At 58.4% G+C, this 15,873-nt stretch carries 16 protein-coding genes; 4 read left to right on the forward strand and 12 right to left on the reverse strand.

Annotated elements, in window-relative coordinates; genetic code table 11:
* Positions 1 to 39: 39 nt before the first annotated feature.
* The 3 genes from ICA15_RS02800 (at position 40) to ICA15_RS02810 (ending at position 2,772) form a co-directional block, all read left to right on the forward strand.
* Complete coding sequence (locus ICA15_RS02800) at positions 40 to 729, forward strand: crotonase/enoyl-CoA hydratase family protein (RefSeq protein WP_042558469.1); 690 nt, start codon at positions 40 to 42, stop codon at positions 727 to 729.
* A 215-nt stretch (positions 730 to 944) separates the two neighbouring features.
* The gene (locus ICA15_RS02805) at positions 945 to 1,667 is read left to right on the forward strand and encodes a 1-acylglycerol-3-phosphate O-acyltransferase (RefSeq protein ID WP_210553617.1); all 723 of its coding nucleotides are present in this window, start codon (positions 945 to 947) and stop codon (positions 1,665 to 1,667) included.
* Positions 1,668 to 1,800: 133 nt separating this feature from the next.
* On the forward strand, positions 1,801 to 2,772 hold the full coding sequence (locus ICA15_RS02810) for a magnesium and cobalt transport protein CorA (protein ID WP_150601314.1): 972 nt from the start codon (positions 1,801 to 1,803) through the stop codon (positions 2,770 to 2,772).
* A gap of 104 nt (positions 2,773 to 2,876) precedes the next feature.
* Here ICA15_RS02810 and ICA15_RS02815 read toward each other — a convergent pair whose 3' ends face one another.
* From ICA15_RS02815 to ICA15_RS02825, 3 genes are all read right to left on the reverse strand, one after another.
* Entirely contained in the window at positions 2,877 to 3,599 is a 723-nt protein-coding gene (locus tag ICA15_RS02815) for an amidotransferase (RefSeq protein WP_150601313.1), read from the reverse strand.
* A 92-nt stretch (positions 3,600 to 3,691) separates the two neighbouring features.
* Positions 3,692 to 5,836 carry a 3-hydroxyacyl-CoA dehydrogenase NAD-binding domain-containing protein gene (locus ICA15_RS02820; RefSeq protein WP_210553618.1) on the reverse strand — a complete coding sequence of 715 codons (2,145 nt, stop codon included), beginning with the start codon at positions 5,834 to 5,836 and terminating at the stop codon, positions 3,692 to 3,694.
* 24 nt (positions 5,837 to 5,860) lie between these two features.
* The gene (locus tag ICA15_RS02825; RefSeq protein WP_210553619.1) at positions 5,861 to 7,066 is read right to left on the reverse strand and encodes an acetyl-CoA C-acetyltransferase; all 1,206 of its coding nucleotides are present in this window, start codon (positions 7,064 to 7,066) and stop codon (positions 5,861 to 5,863) included.
* Positions 7,067 to 7,651: 585 nt separating this feature from the next.
* On the opposite strand from ICA15_RS02825, the gene ICA15_RS02830 reads away from it, so the two are divergent.
* On the forward strand, positions 7,652 to 8,473 hold the full coding sequence (locus tag ICA15_RS02830; RefSeq protein WP_210553620.1) for a c-type cytochrome: 822 nt from the start codon (positions 7,652 to 7,654) through the stop codon (positions 8,471 to 8,473).
* 117 nt (positions 8,474 to 8,590) lie between these two features.
* Here the strand turns inward: ICA15_RS02830 and ICA15_RS02835 are convergent, their stop codons facing one another.
* The 9 genes from ICA15_RS02835 to ICA15_RS02875 form a co-directional block, all read right to left on the reverse strand.
* Complete coding sequence (locus ICA15_RS02835; protein WP_210553621.1) at positions 8,591 to 9,394, reverse strand: transglutaminase N-terminal domain-containing protein; 804 nt, start codon at positions 9,392 to 9,394, stop codon at positions 8,591 to 8,593.
* Complete coding sequence (locus ICA15_RS02840; RefSeq protein WP_007914063.1) at positions 9,391 to 10,341, reverse strand: alpha-E domain-containing protein; 951 nt, start codon at positions 10,339 to 10,341, stop codon at positions 9,391 to 9,393. The genes ICA15_RS02835 and ICA15_RS02840 overlap by 4 nt, the downstream gene beginning before the upstream one ends.
* A 12-nt stretch (positions 10,342 to 10,353) precedes the next feature.
* Positions 10,354 to 11,763 carry a circularly permuted type 2 ATP-grasp protein gene (locus tag ICA15_RS02845; RefSeq protein ID WP_150601308.1) on the reverse strand — a complete coding sequence of 470 codons (1,410 nt, stop codon included), beginning with the start codon at positions 11,761 to 11,763 and terminating at the stop codon, positions 10,354 to 10,356.
* Between the two features lie 539 nt (positions 11,764 to 12,302).
* Positions 12,303 to 12,650, reverse strand: a complete 348-nt coding sequence (locus tag ICA15_RS02850; RefSeq protein ID WP_042558460.1) for a ribonuclease E inhibitor RraB — start codon at positions 12,648 to 12,650, stop codon at positions 12,303 to 12,305.
* 210 nt (positions 12,651 to 12,860) lie between these two features.
* Positions 12,861 to 13,094 carry a hypothetical protein gene (locus tag ICA15_RS02855; protein WP_150601307.1) on the reverse strand — a complete coding sequence of 78 codons (234 nt, stop codon included), beginning with the start codon at positions 13,092 to 13,094 and terminating at the stop codon, positions 12,861 to 12,863.
* A 204-nt stretch (positions 13,095 to 13,298) separates the two neighbouring features.
* Positions 13,299 to 14,174, reverse strand: coding sequence for a polyamine aminopropyltransferase (gene speE / locus ICA15_RS02860; RefSeq protein ID WP_210553622.1), 876 nt, complete (start codon positions 14,172 to 14,174; stop codon positions 13,299 to 13,301).
* A 218-nt stretch (positions 14,175 to 14,392) separates the two neighbouring features.
* Positions 14,393 to 14,584 carry a PLDc N-terminal domain-containing protein gene (locus ICA15_RS02865; RefSeq protein ID WP_150601305.1) on the reverse strand — a complete coding sequence of 64 codons (192 nt, stop codon included), beginning with the start codon at positions 14,582 to 14,584 and terminating at the stop codon, positions 14,393 to 14,395.
* A 71-nt stretch (positions 14,585 to 14,655) separates the two neighbouring features.
* Complete coding sequence (locus tag ICA15_RS02870) at positions 14,656 to 15,186, reverse strand: hypothetical protein (protein ID WP_150618584.1); 531 nt, start codon at positions 15,184 to 15,186, stop codon at positions 14,656 to 14,658.
* 152 nt (positions 15,187 to 15,338) lie between these two features.
* On the reverse strand, positions 15,339 to 15,857 hold the full coding sequence (locus ICA15_RS02875; protein ID WP_150618585.1) for an ankyrin repeat domain-containing protein: 519 nt from the start codon (positions 15,855 to 15,857) through the stop codon (positions 15,339 to 15,341).
* Positions 15,858 to 15,873: the final 16 nt, after the last annotated feature.

Here is a 15,873-nt window from a genome sequence, read left to right on the forward strand (position 1 = left end):
GGGTAACGTCTGCCCATCTTTCTTACAAGGAATAGCGTCATGAGTGAGTTGATTTCCTACCACCTCGAAGACGGTATCGCGACCCTGACCTTGAGTAACGGCAAGGTCAATGCCATTTCCCCGGACGTGATTGCGGCGTTCAACGCGGCGCTGGATCAGGCAGTGACTGATCGTGCCATCGTGATCATCACCGGTCAGCCGGGCATTTTGTCCGGCGGCTATGATCTGAAGGTGATGACCGCCGGCCCGAAAGAAGCCGTGGCGCTGGTCACCGCGGGGTCGACTTTGGCCCGTCGTCTGCTTTCTCACCCGTTCCCGGTGATCGTTGCTTGCCCGGGTCACGCCGTGGCCAAAGGCGCGTTCATTCTGTTGTCTGCCGATTACCGCATCGGTGTCGATGGCCCGTTCAGCATTGGCCTGAACGAAGTGCAGATCGGCATGACCATGCACCACGCCGGTATCGAACTGGCCCGTGATCGCCTGCGTCGCTCGGCATTTCACCGTTCGGTGATCAACGGTGAGATGTTCGATCCGCAAAGTGCTGTGGATGCCGGTTTCCTCGACAAGGTAGTGTCGGCAGAAGAGTTGCAAGGCGCCGCCCTCGCCGCCGCACGTCAATTGAAGAAGATCAACATGACCGCGCACAAGAACACCAAACTGAAGGTGCGCAAGGCGCTGCTGGAAACCCTGGATAACGCGATCATCCAGGATCAGGAGCATCTGGGTTAAACCCGGCTCACGCGATAAAGAAAAGCCCGACCGTCGTGTCGGGCTTTTTCTTACACGCTCGGTTGAACATGCCGTGGCTGCTCTAGGACGCGTCTGACGACCGGCTTGGAAACATGCGCTTAAACATCGGCTATCTCCGGACTCTATAGTGGCAATTGCCGAAAACAGTGCACATCCGTACACTGCGCCACCTTTTGTCCCGGTGGGGCCTGAAAATGCTGTTCGTGTTTCGTATGTTGTTGATGGGCCTGCACTTTATTCTGGCGGGCGTGCTTGGAGTTGTCCTCGGTCTGTGCCGTCCATTCAATCCGGACAACAGCCGTCTGTGCGCCCGCCTCTACGCTCTGCCAGCGATGTGCATTTTGCGTCTGCGCGTGAAGACCGATGTCAGCGGGTTGATAAACAAGCCCGACAGTTGCGTGATCATCGCCAACCACCAGTCCAACTATGATCTGTTCGTGTTCGGCAATGTCGTGCCGCGCCGTACCGTGTGCATCGGCAAGAAGAGCCTGAAATGGGTGCCGTTGTTCGGGCAACTGTTCTGGCTAGCCGGCAATGTGTTGATCGACCGCGGGAACGCGCAGAAAGCCCGACAGTCGATGGTTACCACCACGAATACGTTGCAGAACGAAACGACCTCGATCTGGGTGTTTCCCGAAGGCACGCGCAACCTCGGCGAAGAGCTGCTGCCGTTCAAAAAAGGCGCGTTCCAGATGGCGATTGCTGCTGGTGTGCCGATCGTTCCGGTGTGTGTCAGCAGCTACGTCAAGCACATGCGCCTGAACCGCTGGCGCAGCGGGAAAATTCTCATACGCTCGCTGCCGGCAATTCCTACTGTCGGGCTGACCATGGACGACATGCCCAAGCTCATCGAGCAGTGCCGCGAGCAGATGCGCGAATGCATCGAAGCGATGGATCGGCAACTGCAAGCCGCCTGAAAAACAAACCCGCCCTGTGCGGGTTTTCTTTTGCCGGGTGAACTGTGCAGATTTCACTGACTCTCAAGCAGCGACACGGCTAAGCTGAAGCCTTGTTTCCCTGTCATCTGCCAAGAAGAAGTGAATCACCACCATGGGTCGAGTTGTTGCTGCTGCGGTGTACAGCGCGGGTAAGAAAGTCACCAATATTTCCCTGGATGAAGGCGCGGCCTGGGCTGAAAAGCCCGGTCACTTTGTGTGGATCGGCCTTGAAGAGCCGGACGCTCAGGAACTTTCCAATCTGCAGCGCCAATTCAACCTGCACGAATTGGCCATCGAAGATGCCCTGGAAAAACATAGCCGACCGAAGCTGGAAACCTTTGGCGACGCTTTGTTTATCGTCACCTACTCGCCCATTCGTGAACACGGGATTCTGCAGTTCATCGAAACCCATATCTTCGCCGGCAAGGGCTACATCATTACCGCACGCAACGGTCACTCGGCGTCCTACGCCCATGTCCGCCAACGTTGTGAGGCGCGTCCGCTGTTGCTGGAGCATGGGGAAGATTTCGTACTTTATGCGCTGCTCGACTTTGTCATCGAAAACTATCAGCCCGTGGGCGAAGCGATCCACGCCGAGATTGATGAGCTAGAACGCAACGTCCTGTGCAGTGCGTTGAACGAGCACGACATTCAGAAGTTGCACGGATTGCGCCGTGATGTCGTGCGTCTGCGCCGCTATGCGGCGCCGATGGTGGAGATCAGTGAGGAACTGCAAAAACTGAGCTTCCCGTTCATCGACAAGAACATGCGCCCGTATTTCCGCGATGTGCAGATCCATGTAACACGGCAGATGGAAGACCTGACGACACTGGCAGACATTGCAAGCCAGACCATCGAGATTGGTGTGTTGCTGGAAGCGTCACGGCAGAGCGTGGTGCAGCGCAAGTTTGCCGCATGGGCGGCGATTCTGGCGTTTCCGACGGCAGTGGCGGGAATATACGGGATGAATTTCCAGAACATGCCGGAGCTGACTTGGCATTACGGCTATTTTGGCGTGCTGAGTTTTATCACGGTGGGTTGTGTGAGTTTGTGGGCGAGTTTCAAGAAGTCCGGATGGTTGTAAAAGCCAAAAGATCGTCCGATCGCGGCCCGAGCCTTCGGCAACTCCTACAGGTGTACCTGATCCCACTGTAGGAGCTGCCGCAGGCTGCGATCTTTGATCTGCTGTTAAACAGTTTCTGGCTTGTGCGCCACAAACCGCATCATCCATTCCGCGACCGTAGCACCATGGTGCTCTTGCTCCAGGCTGGCCACGCCCGTGCTGTAAATCTGTGTACCCAAGGCTTCCTGACGCAGATCCAACAACGCGCGCGAATAGTCGTGAATGAATTCCGGATGCCCCTGGAAGCACAGCACCTGGTCATTGATGTGATAAGCCGCGAACGGGCAGAAATCACTGGAAGCGATGACCGTGGCGTTTTCCGGTAGTGCGGTGACCTGATCCTGATGGCTGATCAGCAGTGTCAGCTCTTCACGCACCGGGCTCATCCACGGCGCCTTGGCCGCCAGTTTGTAGTTATGGGTGCCGACGCCCCAGCCTTGCGTGGCGCGTTCGCTCTTGCCGCCCAGCAACAGCGCCAGCAGTTGATGGCCGAAGCACACGCCGAGCAGCTTGTCGCCACGCTCGTAGCGGGTCAGCAAGTATTCCCTGAGGGTCTCGATCCACGGGTCAGTGCCGAAAGAATCGGCCTTGCTGCCAGTGACCAGATACGCATCGAACGTCAGGTCGTCACTCGGGTATTCGCCCTGCATCACGTTGTACACCGTGAACTCGGCGGCAATCGGTTGCTGCGAGAACAGGCGCTGAAACATCTGCCCGTAACCCTGATATTGATCGACCAGTTCTGGACGCAGGATGTCGGTTTCCAGGATGCAGATGCGTAGCGACATAAAAAATACCTGACACGTGATGGGAATAATGAACACCCCAGAGCCTGCCCTGAAACACCCTGGCAAGGCAAGCCCCGGAATGCTCGTCGCCCTTAGAACATCTCACCTTTTGCCGCTTTATCCAGCAGCAGCGCCGGCGGTGCGAAACGCTCGCCATACTGTTCGGCCAAATACTGCGCGCGGGCGACGAAATCCTTTACTCCATACTGGTTGATGTACTGCAACGCACCGCCGGTCCATGCCGCAAAACCGATGCCGAAGATCGAGCCGACGTTGGCATCCGCCGTCGAGGTCAACACGCCCTCCTCCACACAGCGCACGGTTTCGATGGCCTGCACAAACAGCAAGCGGTCGCGCACATCCTTCGGAGAAATCTGCCCGTCAGCTTTCTCGAAACAAGTTTTCAGTTCAGGCCACAAATGTTTCTGTCCGCCAGCCGGATACTCGTAGAAACCGCCACCTGCGGCTTTGCCCGGGCGCTTGTATTCGTTGAGCAGCAAGTCAATCACGGCAAACGCCGGGTGTTCAATCAGCGGGTTCCCTTCTGCTTGTAGGTCCTTGGCGGTTTGCTTGCGGATATGGCTCATCAGGCTGAGGGAAACTTCGTCGGAGATTGCCAGAGGCCCGACTGGCATCCCGGCCTTGCGCGCTTCGGTCTCGATCATCGGCGCGCTCACGCCTTCACCAAGCATGGCGATGCCTTCATTGGTGAACGTGCCGAACACCCGCGAGGTGAAAAAGCCGCGACTGTCGTTGACGACGATCGGGGTTTTCTTGATTTGCAGGACGAAATCAAACCCGCGAGCGAGGGTTTCGTCGCTGGTTTGCGCGCCTTTGATGATTTCCACCAACGGCATTTTTTCCACCGGGCTGAAGAAATGCAGGCCGATGAATTTGCTTTGATCCGGTACCGCCGTCGCCAGCCCGGTGATCGGCAAGGTCGACGTGTTGGAGGCAATCACAGCGTCGGCGCCGACCACTTTCTGCGCCGCCGAAGAGACCCTCGCCTTGAGTTCGCGATCCTCAAAAACCGCCTCGATGATCAGATCGCAACCCGCCAGGTCAGCATCGTTTTCGCTGGCATGAATCCGCGCCAGCACAGCTTCACGCTGCGCAACATCCATCTGACCACGGGCGACTTTCTTGTCGAGCAGCGCCGCCGAATGCGCTTTGCCCTTTTCGGCAGCAGCAATACTGATGTCCTTGAGCACCACCTCGATACCCGCCGAGGCGCTGACAAAAGCGATCCCCGCGCCCATCATCCCGGCGCCGAGCACGCCGACCTTACGCGTAACGAACGGCGCAAAGCCCTGCGGCCGCGAGCCTCCTGCGTTGATTTCGTTGAGTTGAAACCAGAACGTGCCGATCAGGTTTTTCGAGATCTGGCCGGTGGTCAATTCTGTGAAGTAACGGGTTTCAATCAAGTGCGCCGTGTCGAAATCCACCTGCGCGCCTTCCACGGCCGCACACAGAATTTTCTCCGGCGCCGGCAGCGTGCCTTGGGTCTTGGTGCGCAGGATCGACGGCGCAATCGCCAACATCTGCGCGACTTTCGGATTCGACGGCGTGCCGCCAGGAATCTGATATCCCTTCACATCCCAACGTTGCACCGCCGTCGGATTGGCAGCGATCCAAGCACGCGCCTTAGCCAGCAGTTCATCGCGATCAGCCGCCAACTCATCGATCAATCCGGCCTGCAAAGCCTGTTGCGGACGGACCTTTTTGCCTTCGAGCAAATACGGCAGCGCCTTCTCGATGCCGAGCATGCGCACCATGCGCACCACCCCGCCGCCACCCGGCAACAGGCCGAGCGTAACCTCCGGCAGACCAAGTTGCACCGACGCATCGTCCAGTGCGATCCGGTGATGACACGCCAGACAAATTTCCCATCCGCCGCCAAGCGCCGCGCCATTGATGGCCGCGACCACCGGTTTGCCGAGAGTTTCCAGGGTGCGTAATTGCCCTTTGAGGGTCAGCACCATGTCGTAGAAGGCTTTGGCTTCAGGCTTGCCGACCTTGATCAGCTCATTAAGGTCGCCGCCGGCGAAGAAGGTTTTCTTCGCCGACGTGATGATGACGCCGGCAATGCTTTCTTTTTCAGCCACAAGCCGGGCAACGCAGGCGGCCATTGCCTCGCGGTACACGGCGTTCATGGTATTGGCGCTCTGGCCCGGCATGTCGATGGTGAGGACGACAATGCCGTCCTGACCTTTTTCGTAACGAATGGCTTCGCTCATAACAAGGTTCCTTGAATTCGGGGCTCAGAGGCGTTCGATGATGGTGGCAATGCCCATGCCGCCGCCGACGCACAGCGTCGCCAGGCCATAGCGCAGGCGCCGGGTTTCCAGTTCATCGAGCAAGGTGCCGAGGATCGCGCATCCGGTGGCGCCGAGCGGATGGCCCATGGCGATGGAACCGCCGTTGACGTTGACCTTGTCCGGATCGACGGCCATGTCCTTGATGAACTTCAACACCACCGAAGCAAACGCTTCGTTGACCTCGAACAGGTCGATGTCTTCCACGCGCAGGCCGGCCTTGGCCAGTGCCTTGCGAGTGGCCGGCGCGGGGCCCGTGAGCATGATGGTTGGATCGGTGCTGGTCACCGCCGTGGCGACAATCCGCGCCCGTGGCTGCAAGCCCAGCGCCCGGCCCTTGGCTTCGGAACCGATCAGCATCAACGCCGCGCCATCAACGATCCCGGAGCTGTTGCCGGGGGTGTGTACGTGATTGATCCGTTCGACATGGCTGTAAACCCGCAGCGCCGTCGCGTCGAAACCCATCTGGCCGATCATTTCGAAACTCGGCTTGAGCTTGCCAAGCCCTTCCAGGGTCGACTCGGCACGAATGAATTCATCGTGATCGAGCAGGATGATGCCGTTCTGATCCTGCACCGGCACCAGTGACTTGTTGAACGAGCCATCGGCCCGCGCCCGTGCGGCTTTCTGTTGTGAATGCAGCGCGTAGGCATCGACGTCCTGACGGCTGAATCCTTCGAGGGTGGCGATCAGGTCGGCGCCGACACCTTGTGGGGTGAAGTGGCCGTGCAAATTGGTTTGCGGGTCGAGCGCCCAAGCGCCGCCGTCGCTGCCCATCGGCACGCGTGACATCGACTCGACGCCGCCGACCACCACCAGATCCTCGAACCCCGAACGCACTTTCATCGCGCCGAGGTTCACCGCTTCCAGACCTGAGGCGCAGAAGCGGTTGATCTGCACGCCTGCCACACTGACGTCCCAATCGGCTACTTGCACGGCGGTTTTGGCGATGTCCGAGCCTTGATCGCCAATCGGCGTAACGCAGCCCAGCACCACATCATCGACCTGGCTGGTGTCCAGCGCCGTGCGCTGTTGCAACGCGGTCAGCAACCCGGCCACCAGATTCACCGGTTTGACGCTGTGCAGGGCACCATCGGCCTTGCCTTTGCCGCGCGGCGTGCGTAACGCATCGAAAATCAAAGCTTGGGTCATGACGTCCTCGAACCTGTGCGGTGAGTGAATTCTTGTGCTCCCACTCTTGGCTCGCGCGCTCAAGGATTCAATGACCACACCGCTCAATGGTGTTGACGCACACGCTCAGACGGACGGTCATCGGGTATCGGGTGAACCGGTTCAGGTCAGCGAGTTGTCTAGCAAGCGGGCGGCGACGGAGCTGGCAATACGCCTCATGCCTTTTTAATCGCTAACAGCTGGAAGTCCATATGAAATGGATCTAAGCCAAGCGTGACGCGGGCCCTAAGGTAAGACATGTACGTCATGGTCGTCGGGTTTTGCCGAGGCAGGCGTTCTTTAACAGGAAGTGCATCGCTTGCCGTCATGGATATGCAGGCAGGCATCAGGAAATAACAATAAAGGCGGTCAAGCCATGTTCAAACAACCGAAAGTTCGTCAAGCAGGGCTCATTCTTTTCGCCACGACGCTGTTGTTGATTTTGCCGAATCTGACCAAGGTCATCGGCTGAATCGAGCGACAGATGCTGGTTATCGCCCCTGTAAAATGTGACTGGCTCGCTACCCGGGCCAGCGTGGCTGTGCCAATCTGCGCACTTTCCACGACATGGACGGCGATCATTTGAAAGCGCTCATTGTGTTTGGGGCCTTGCTGGTCAGCATGCCCTTGTCTGCCGCACAGCTGGATTTACAGCTGGGCGCAAACAGCCGCATCTGGCAGACCGAGGAGCTGCTCAAGCATCCTCAGGTGCAAACCCTCACGGTAAAAAACGACGTGTCCTACAAGAAGGACATGACTTATCGCGCCGTGCCCGTGGCGACGTTGCTGGGCGGAATCAAACCTGAGGATCATCTGCAAGCGGTGGCGCTGGATGGCTTTGCCGCCGAGTTGGCAGCTGCGCCGTTGCTCAACACCCAAGGCGCGCGGGCCTGGCTGGCGATTGAAGACCCCGCGCATCCGTGGCCACCATTGTCGGCGGGCAAGCACAGCGCCGGGCCGTTCTATCTGGTGTGGACCGATCCGCAGGCCGGCAACATCAGCCCCGAGCAATGGCCCTTTGAAGTGGCCAGCATCAAGCGCATGGCACCCGTGGCTGAGCGCTTCCCTGCCCTGTTGCCGGACCCTGCGCTGAAAGCAGATGACCCGGTGAATCAAGGTTTCGCGCTGTTTCAGAAGAACTGCCTGGCCTGCCATCGCTTGAACGGCGCGGGGGATGCGCAGTTTGGGCCGGATCTGAATATTCCGTATAACCCGACCGAGTATTTCGGCGCGGATTTCTTGAAGCGTTACATCCGTGATCCGCAGAGTTTGCGCCAGTGGCCGCAGGCGAAGATGCCGGGGTTTTCGGCGGATGTGCTGCCGGAGGGGGATTTGCAGATGTTAGTGGGTTATCTGAAACACATGGTGGGGCGCAAGGCTAAGCACTGATCAACTGTTCCGCACAAAACCCTGTAGGAGCTGCGGCAAGCTGCGATCTTTTGATCTTTAAAACAGGATCAAAAGATCGCAGCTTGCCGCAGCTCCTACAGGGGATTTGTGTGAATCCTACTGTTGTTGGACTGAGATGATCGGGGTCGGCGACACGAACACCTTCGCATGCATCTGCTCGCACCCGCCGCCCCGGCGCATGCCGCGTACCGGACAGGCATCCAGATAATCCAGGCCCACCGCCAGCTTCAAGTGTCGCTCCGGTCGCGCCAGTTGGTTCGTTACGTCGAAACTGTACCAGGCGTCATCCAGCCAGGCTTCGGCCCAAGCGTGGCTGGCCAGGTGTTCGCAATCTTCGCTGTACAGATACCCCGAGACATATCGCGAGGGAATCCCGAGACTGCGTGCGCACGCCAGAAACGCATGAGTGTGATCCTGACAAACCCCGGCACGTCCGGCGAAGGCCTCGATGGCGCTGGTGTCGACTTCAGTTGAACCCGGCGTATACGTCATGTGCTGGTTCAGACCGTGCATCAAATCGATGAGCGCCGTTCGGTCACGGCGTTGCTTGCAGGACTTCGCCGCGAACGCCCTTAGCGCCTCGTCAGTCTCGGTCAACCGGGTAAAGCGCAGAAACGGTAGCGCCGACTGGCTCTCATGTTCGGCCTCACGCAATTCGTCGATATCAACCTGACCACGTGCACCGATGATGATCGCCTCATGCGGCTCATCCATGGTCAGCACATGCAGAATGTTGCCGAACGGATCGAGTTGCGCGCGCACCGGGCGCGGCAGATCGAGCTGCCAGCTCAGCACGTGCTGACGCTCGCTGTCGTGCGGGGTCAGCCGCAGGTACTGGATGCTCGCCCGCACCTGATCCTCGTAGTGATAGGTGGTCTCGTGGCTAATCGAAAGTCTCATGCAGCCTCCAGGTAGGAACTGTGAATGGCGTTACCCAACTGGCGCACCAGCGGGATGAATTCGGTCAGCCAGGCGTGCAGGCCTTCCTCGAGAATTTCGTTGATGCCGGTGTAGCGCAGACGCGCGTCCATTTCTGCCGCCAGGCGCTGGGCCGGACGCCCGTTGGCACCCGGCAATTGCGCGAGAATCTGGTCGATCTCCTCGGTACAGGCACGCAGCGAACGCGGAACATCAGCTCGCAACAGCAGCAGCTCGGCGACATGCCGGGCACCCGGGGCGTCACGATAGATTTCGGTGTAAGCCTCGAATGACGACAACGCTCGCAGCAACGCACTCCACTGGTAATACGCGTGGGCAGTGCCGTCGCTGACGGCTTCGGCCTGATCGCCGGCCATTTCGTAGCGCGCATCGAGCAGCCGCAACGTGTTGTCCGCGCGCTCGATAAAGGTGCCCAGACGAATAAAACGAAACGCATCGTTACGCATGATCGTGCCGTAGGACGCACCGCGAAACAGGTGCGAACGCTCCTTGATCCACTCGCAGAAACGGCTCATGCCGTAGCGGCTGAGACCCTGCTCGGCGATCCCGCGAATCTCCAGCCACGTGGCGTTGATGTTTTCCCACATGTCAGCGGTGATGCGCCCACGCACCGCATGAGCACTGGCCCGCGCCGCGCCGAGGCAGCTGTAGATGCTCGCCGGATTGGCCGCATCAAGGGCGAAGAAGTGCAGCAGACGTTCGGCATGCAGCGCGCCGTGACGCTCCAGATAATCGTCAAGCGTGCCGGTGATCAGCAACGGCATCGCCAGCTCGTGCAAGCCGTCGCCGCGACCGTCCTGCGGCATCAGCGACAGCGAGTAACTGATGTCGAGCATCCGTGCGAGGTTTTCCGCCCGCTCCAGGTAACGCGACATCCAATACAGATCCGAGGCAGTTCTACTTAACATGGCAAGCTTCCTTCAATCCTCGACCACCCAGGTGTCCTTGGTTCCGCCGCCCTGGGAGGAATTCACCACCAGAGAGCCTTCACGCAGCGCGACACGGGTCAAACCACCGGGTACGACCCGGGTTTCGCGCCCCGACAAGACAAACGGGCGCAAGTCGATATGGCGTGGCGCAATGCCGTTTTCGACAAAGGTCGGGCAGGTCGACAGTGACAGCGTCGGTTGTGCGATATACGCGTGAGGTTTGGCTTTGATCCGCTCGCGAAAGGCATCAATTTCCGCCTTCGTCGACGCCGGCCCCACCAACATCCCGTAACCGCCGGAGCCCTGGGTTTCCTTGACCACCAGATCTGGAAGATTGGCCAGCACGTGGGAGAGTTCAGACGGGTTGCGGCATTGCCAGGTCGGCACGTTTTTCAGGATCGGTTCTTCATCGAGATAGAAGCGGATCATGTCGGTGACAAACGGATAGACCGATTTGTCATCCGCCACGCCGGTACCGATCGCGTTGGCCAGCACTACATTGCCGGAGCGGTATGACGACAGCAGCCCCGGCACGCCGAGCATCGAATCCGGATTGAACGCCAGCGGATCAAGAAACGCATCGTCGAGGCGGCGGTAGATCACGTCCACGGCTTTCGGGCCGTCGGTGGTGCGCATGAAGACCTTGTCGTCACGCACGAACAGGTCCGCGCCTTCCACCAGTTCAACACCCATCTCCCGCGCCAGAAACGCATGCTCGAAGAACGCGCTGTTGAAGCGGCCGGGCGTCAATACCACCACGCTTGGATTATCGATCGGGCTGGAGCTTTTCAGGGTGTCGAGCAACAGGTTCGGATAATGGTCGATCGGCGCAATGCGCTGGGCGGCGAACAATTCCGGGAACAGGCGCATCATCATTTTGCGGTCTTCGAGCATGTAGCTCACGCCGCTCGGAGTGCGCAGGTTGTCTTCGAGCACGTAATAGGTGCCGTCGCCATCACGGACCAGATCGACGCCAGAAATATGCGAGTAGATATCGCGGTGCAGATCCAGACCCTGCATCGCCAACTGATACTGCTCGTTGGCCAGCACCTGTTCGGCGGGAATGATCCCGGCCTTGATGATGCGTTGCTCGTGATAGAGGTCGGCGAGGAACATGTTCAACGCCTTGACCCGCTGGATGCAGCCGCGCTCGACGATCCGCCATTCACTGGCGGGAATGCTGCGCGGAATGGTGTCGAAAGGAATCAGGCGCTCTGTGCCCTGCTCGTCCCCATAGAGCGTGAAAGTAATCCCGGCGCGATGGAACAGCAGATCGGCCTCGCGTCGACGTTGCGCCAGCAGCTCATCAGGCGTATCGGCCAGCCAACGGGCAAATTCCCGGTAATGCGGGCGAACCTGGCCGCCGGCATCGTACATCTCATCAAAATAGGTGCGGATCATGCCGTACTCCTTGTCACCCGGACCTACAGGCCTTCGCAAGGCCCGTGCCATCGGCATAAACGCTTTGATATCAATTGGTTGGATATTCACGTCGCAGGCACCGCACCATTCCTGTGCGGCAAATGCCCCCACCTGATCGCCCCCGCTTCATTGCGACGCACTGCATCGCCTATCACCAGCATAGTCAGAGTTGATTTCACTGCTTGCGGCTGGCTGCGGATAATCCGCGCATTCGCTGAAAAAACTTCTACGCAGAATTCTTCAGCCCCACTGATCCGCACTGCCAACGCAGCCCGCAAAGCCTTGACCCTGACCGGTTTCCTCTCCTTATCGGTCTTCCCTTTTAGCCACCCTCTGCGGTGGCTTTTTTTTGCCTGCTTGAAACGTTTTGAAAGCAAAAGCAAAAGATCGCAGCCTTCGGCAGCCCCTATAGGTGATTGGGGTAGGCGCTGCCGAAGGTTGCGATCTTTTGATTTTCAGAAACGAAAACGGCCGACCTAAAGGTCAGCCGTTGCTGAACAGTTATTTATTTCAAGAGATCAGTTCAGACGGTAGCGACTGCGCACCTCCTGCTTCACGCCCCAGCCCTCGATGATGCCGCCCAACGGCTCGACCACGGCAGAAAAGCCCTGCTCGAAATCGCCAATATCGTCATAGGTTGCGTACATCACTTTGCTTAATTCCAGAGACCACGCGCCGTCGTCGCGCGCGCTGACCTGGGCATTGATGGATTCACCGCGAAATTTTCCTGCTGCCCTGCGCGCCCGCTCCTCGTCCGGGAAAATCGCGTAGAACTCGATGGGATGGAATCGGGAAAAATCGAAACCGCCTTCTTTCATGCGGCGCAGAACATTGCTGCTGATGTCTTCTTGATAGGCTGTGCTCATGAATCGTCCCCCTCGGATAGATGGATAGACTTTCCGTATTCCCGCCCCGGGCCTTACTGGCCAAAGTACTACTGCAACGTGGTTGCTGCGGGAAACAAGCATGTAGCTGACAAGACCAGACCTTAGCGATCCATTCGCTGATCTCGCTTGCAGAGTAGCCCCAAGATAGAGCCGCTGCCAAGGCCTGGTGCTTCAAGTGACAGGAAGTATTCAGATTGGAGTGATGCTGCGGATTTCGATGGCGTTCTGGGTTTTCAGGTTTTTCACGCCGGCATCGGCGGTGCGCCCTTCCAGATCGTTCAGATCCAGTTCGGCAGCAACGGGCAGGAGCCGCGCCTTGATCAGTCGAGCGGCTTCGTCATCGCTTGGGCATTCCGCACGCTCGAACACCTCATCGACAACTTCACCATGATCGTCCACGAAAGTGACTTTCCACTTTTGCATCGGTGCCTCCTCGATCAAACCCGCAAATGGGCTTACCTCTATCTCGACTTTTGGCGGGATTGATCGTTCAAAAGGAATGCAGCGCGCGAGGATGAAAATAAAAAATTTACTGTCGGAGCTGCCGCAGGCTGCGATCTTTTGACTTTCAGAAACAAGATCAAAAGATCGCAGCCTGCGGCAGCTCCTACAGGCGCACCATGATGTTTAGTCGTTGCTTGGCTTGTTGATCGCCTGCAATACGTACTGCGGCATTGCAAACGCGCCGATGTGGATTTCCGGGTTGTAGTAGCGGGTGACGATGCTGCTGCCGATGAAACGCTGTTGCAGGGTTTCACGGCTCAGCTTGCGGTATGCCGGGTTGGTCGAGCCCCAGGCGAAGGTCATCGAACCGCCGATGTAGGTCGGCACCGCCGCTTGATAGAAATGCCAGTCCGGGAACAGGCTGCGCAGGCGACCGGCGGTGGTTTTGACTTCATCGATCTGCATGAACGGCGTGCCGTTCTGGGTCACGAGGATGCCGCCTTCGTTCAGGCAGCGATGGCAGGCCTGATAGAAGTTTTCCGAGAACAGCACTTCGCCCGGGCCGATAGGATCGGTGGAGTCGGAAATGATCACGTCGAATTTCTCGGTGGTCGTGGCGACGAAGCGCATCCCGTCATCAATCACCAGATTCAGCCGTGGATCGTCGTAGGCGCCCTTGGAATGCTCCGGCAGAAACTCTTTACACATCTCGACCACGGTGCCATCGATCTCGACCATGGTGATGTGCTCGACGCCCGCATGCTTGGTCACTTCCCGCAGCATGCCACCGTCACCACCACCGATGATCAGCACGCGCTTGGCGGCGCCATGGGCGAGGATCGGTACGTGGGTGAGCATTTCGTGGTAGATGAATTCATCGGCTTCGGTGGTCTGGATCACGCCGTCCAGTGCCATCACCCGGCCCATGCGCGGGTTCTGGAAGATCACCAGGTGCTGGTGTTCGGTGCGCACTTCATGCAGCAGTTTTTCCATGCGAAAACGCTGGCCGTAACCTTCGTAGAGGGTTTCCAGGTACTCGCTGGTTTTGGTGACGGTCATGGTCAAGTGCTCCGATGAATGCACGGGCGTTGCTCGTGGAGACGATTGCCCGGGAAAGGCGCGCATTCTACGTTGCCGAAGATGACAGGTCGAACCTCACTTCATCGGCTGAACACAAGCACCTGTAGGAGCTGCCGAACGCTGCGATCTTTTGATCCTGATTTTAAAAAACAACATCAAAAGATCGCAGCCTTCGACAGCTCCTACAGGGTAGTGCGTCAGATCCGCACGCTGCCCCGTGGCCCGGCAATTGCCCAGATGATCAGGCCCAGCACTGGCAGGAGGATGATCAGCAGCACCCAGACGATTTTCATCCCGGTGGAGACGCCGCTTTTCAGCACATTGATGATGGCCCAGATATCGAGGGCAAGAATGATCAGGCCAATCAGACCGTTGAACGTGGAACCCATGGTGTCGCTCCAGAATAGTGGCATGCACTTTTAGGATAGACGGTCGCGTGCAGGGTTCCCTTTTATTGTGCTCAGACGTGAACGGCGACCTTCAAGGCTTCCAGAGAAGGCGCAGCGGCAATGCCGACTTGCGCGCACAACTCGAGGACTCGTGGCACGTCGTTGCCGTAGACCAGCACCACTTGCAGCTCGTCGTCGAGCAATTGGCTGAAGTTCATCAGCGTGTAACCGCCATTTTCCTTGTTCAGGCTGCTCATCTGCACCTGAATGCGGTTGAGCGCAGTCAGCGCTTCGGTTTTGGCCAGTTGCTTGGGCTTGAGGTTGAAGTCCACGGTCGGGCCGAACGAGGCGACGATCTGAGCGAACAGGTCGACGTAGGTGTCAGCCTGGAACAACACGGTTTCCGGCAGGCTGCCGACCACAACCCACTCGCCCAATGCGATCGGGAAAGTGTCGTCGTAGTTGATGTCCGGGTTGGCCGCCAGAAAAGCGCCGGCATCGGCGTAGGCCTGGGCAGCTTCGTCGGCCACTTTCAGGATCTCGTCCTCGCCCATGCAGCCGGAGCTGATTTTGCTGATGAGTTCGACGAGTGCGGCTTTCATGAGGGCGGATCCTGTGGCGAAGATGGATTTTGAGGGCGCGGAGGATAGCGCACAAAGCAAAAGATCGCAGCCTTCAGCAGCGCCTACATGATTGCCCGCATCGCCGGTGATCTGTGTAGGAGCTGTCGAAGGCTGCGATCTTTTGAGGCCCGTCAGGCCAGCAATTTCTCCAGCTGCGCCGTAGTGTCAACCGCACCCATGGTCCGCGCTGCATCGACCGCTGTAACGCCATTGGCATCCTTGGCTTTCGGGTCAGCGCCCTTGCTGATCAGGTAGTCAACGATCTCAACACGGTTGAACATCGCCGCCATCATCAGCGCAGTCCGGCCATCAAAGGACGAGCCTTCGATTTCCGCGCCCGCCTCTACCAACGCCTTGACCACTGCCAGATCACCTTTGAACGCCGCGCCGGCAATCGGACTCTGGCCGTTGGCATTGCGCATCTCGGGATCAGCCTTGTGTTTAAGCAGCACTTGCACCGCGTCGACATGGCCGTAATAGCTGGCCAGCATCAGCAAGGTATCGCCCTTGCTGTTTTTCAGGTTCACCGGCAAACCGGCGCTGACCAGTCGATCGAGCATCAGCGCATCACCGTCGCGCGCCTTGTTGAAAACCTGCTCGGAGAATTCGGCAGCTTCTTCAGGGGTCATCTGGCGGCTTTGGTCGGACATGGGGCAACTCCACTTC

Source organism: Pseudomonas sp. P116, from assembly GCF_020149425.1.
In the GTDB taxonomy this organism is placed as follows: Bacteria; Pseudomonadota; Gammaproteobacteria; order Pseudomonadales; family Pseudomonadaceae; genus Aquipseudomonas; species Aquipseudomonas anatoliensis.

Coding starts and splice junctions, on each gene's coding strand:
- ICA15_RS02800 (WP_042558469.1), top strand. CDS start 40: ATGAGTGAGTTGATTTCCTACCACCTCGAAGACGGTATCGCGACCCTG.
- speE (WP_210553622.1), bottom strand. CDS start 14,174: ATGACCGTCACCAAAACCAGCGAGTACCTGGAAACCCTCTACGAAGGT.
- ICA15_RS02805 (WP_210553617.1), top strand. CDS start 945: ATGCTGTTCGTGTTTCGTATGTTGTTGATGGGCCTGCACTTTATTCTG.
- ICA15_RS02835 (WP_210553621.1), bottom strand. CDS start 9,394: ATGAGACTTTCGATTAGCCACGAGACCACCTATCACTACGAGGATCAG.
- ICA15_RS02830 (WP_210553620.1), top strand. CDS start 7,652: ATGGACGGCGATCATTTGAAAGCGCTCATTGTGTTTGGGGCCTTGCTG.
- ICA15_RS02850 (WP_042558460.1), bottom strand. CDS start 12,650: ATGAGCACAGCCTATCAAGAAGACATCAGCAGCAATGTTCTGCGCCGC.
- ICA15_RS02865 (WP_150601305.1), bottom strand. CDS start 14,584: ATGGGTTCCACGTTCAACGGTCTGATTGGCCTGATCATTCTTGCCCTC.
- ICA15_RS02875 (WP_150618585.1), bottom strand. CDS start 15,857: ATGTCCGACCAAAGCCGCCAGATGACCCCTGAAGAAGCTGCCGAATTC.
- ICA15_RS02815 (WP_150601313.1), bottom strand. CDS start 3,599: ATGTCGCTACGCATCTGCATCCTGGAAACCGACATCCTGCGTCCAGAA.
- ICA15_RS02845 (WP_150601308.1), bottom strand. CDS start 11,763: ATGATCCGCACCTATTTTGATGAGATGTACGATGCCGGCGGCCAGGTT.
- ICA15_RS02840 (WP_007914063.1), bottom strand. CDS start 10,341: ATGTTAAGTAGAACTGCCTCGGATCTGTATTGGATGTCGCGTTACCTG.
- ICA15_RS02870 (WP_150618584.1), bottom strand. CDS start 15,186: ATGAAAGCCGCACTCGTCGAACTCATCAGCAAAATCAGCTCCGGCTGC.
- ICA15_RS02820 (WP_210553618.1), bottom strand. CDS start 5,836: ATGAGCGAAGCCATTCGTTACGAAAAAGGTCAGGACGGCATTGTCGTC.
- ICA15_RS02855 (WP_150601307.1), bottom strand. CDS start 13,094: ATGCAAAAGTGGAAAGTCACTTTCGTGGACGATCATGGTGAAGTTGTC.
- ICA15_RS02825 (WP_210553619.1), bottom strand. CDS start 7,066: ATGACCCAAGCTTTGATTTTCGATGCGTTACGCACGCCGCGCGGCAAA.
- ICA15_RS02810 (WP_150601314.1), top strand. CDS start 1,801: ATGGGTCGAGTTGTTGCTGCTGCGGTGTACAGCGCGGGTAAGAAAGTC.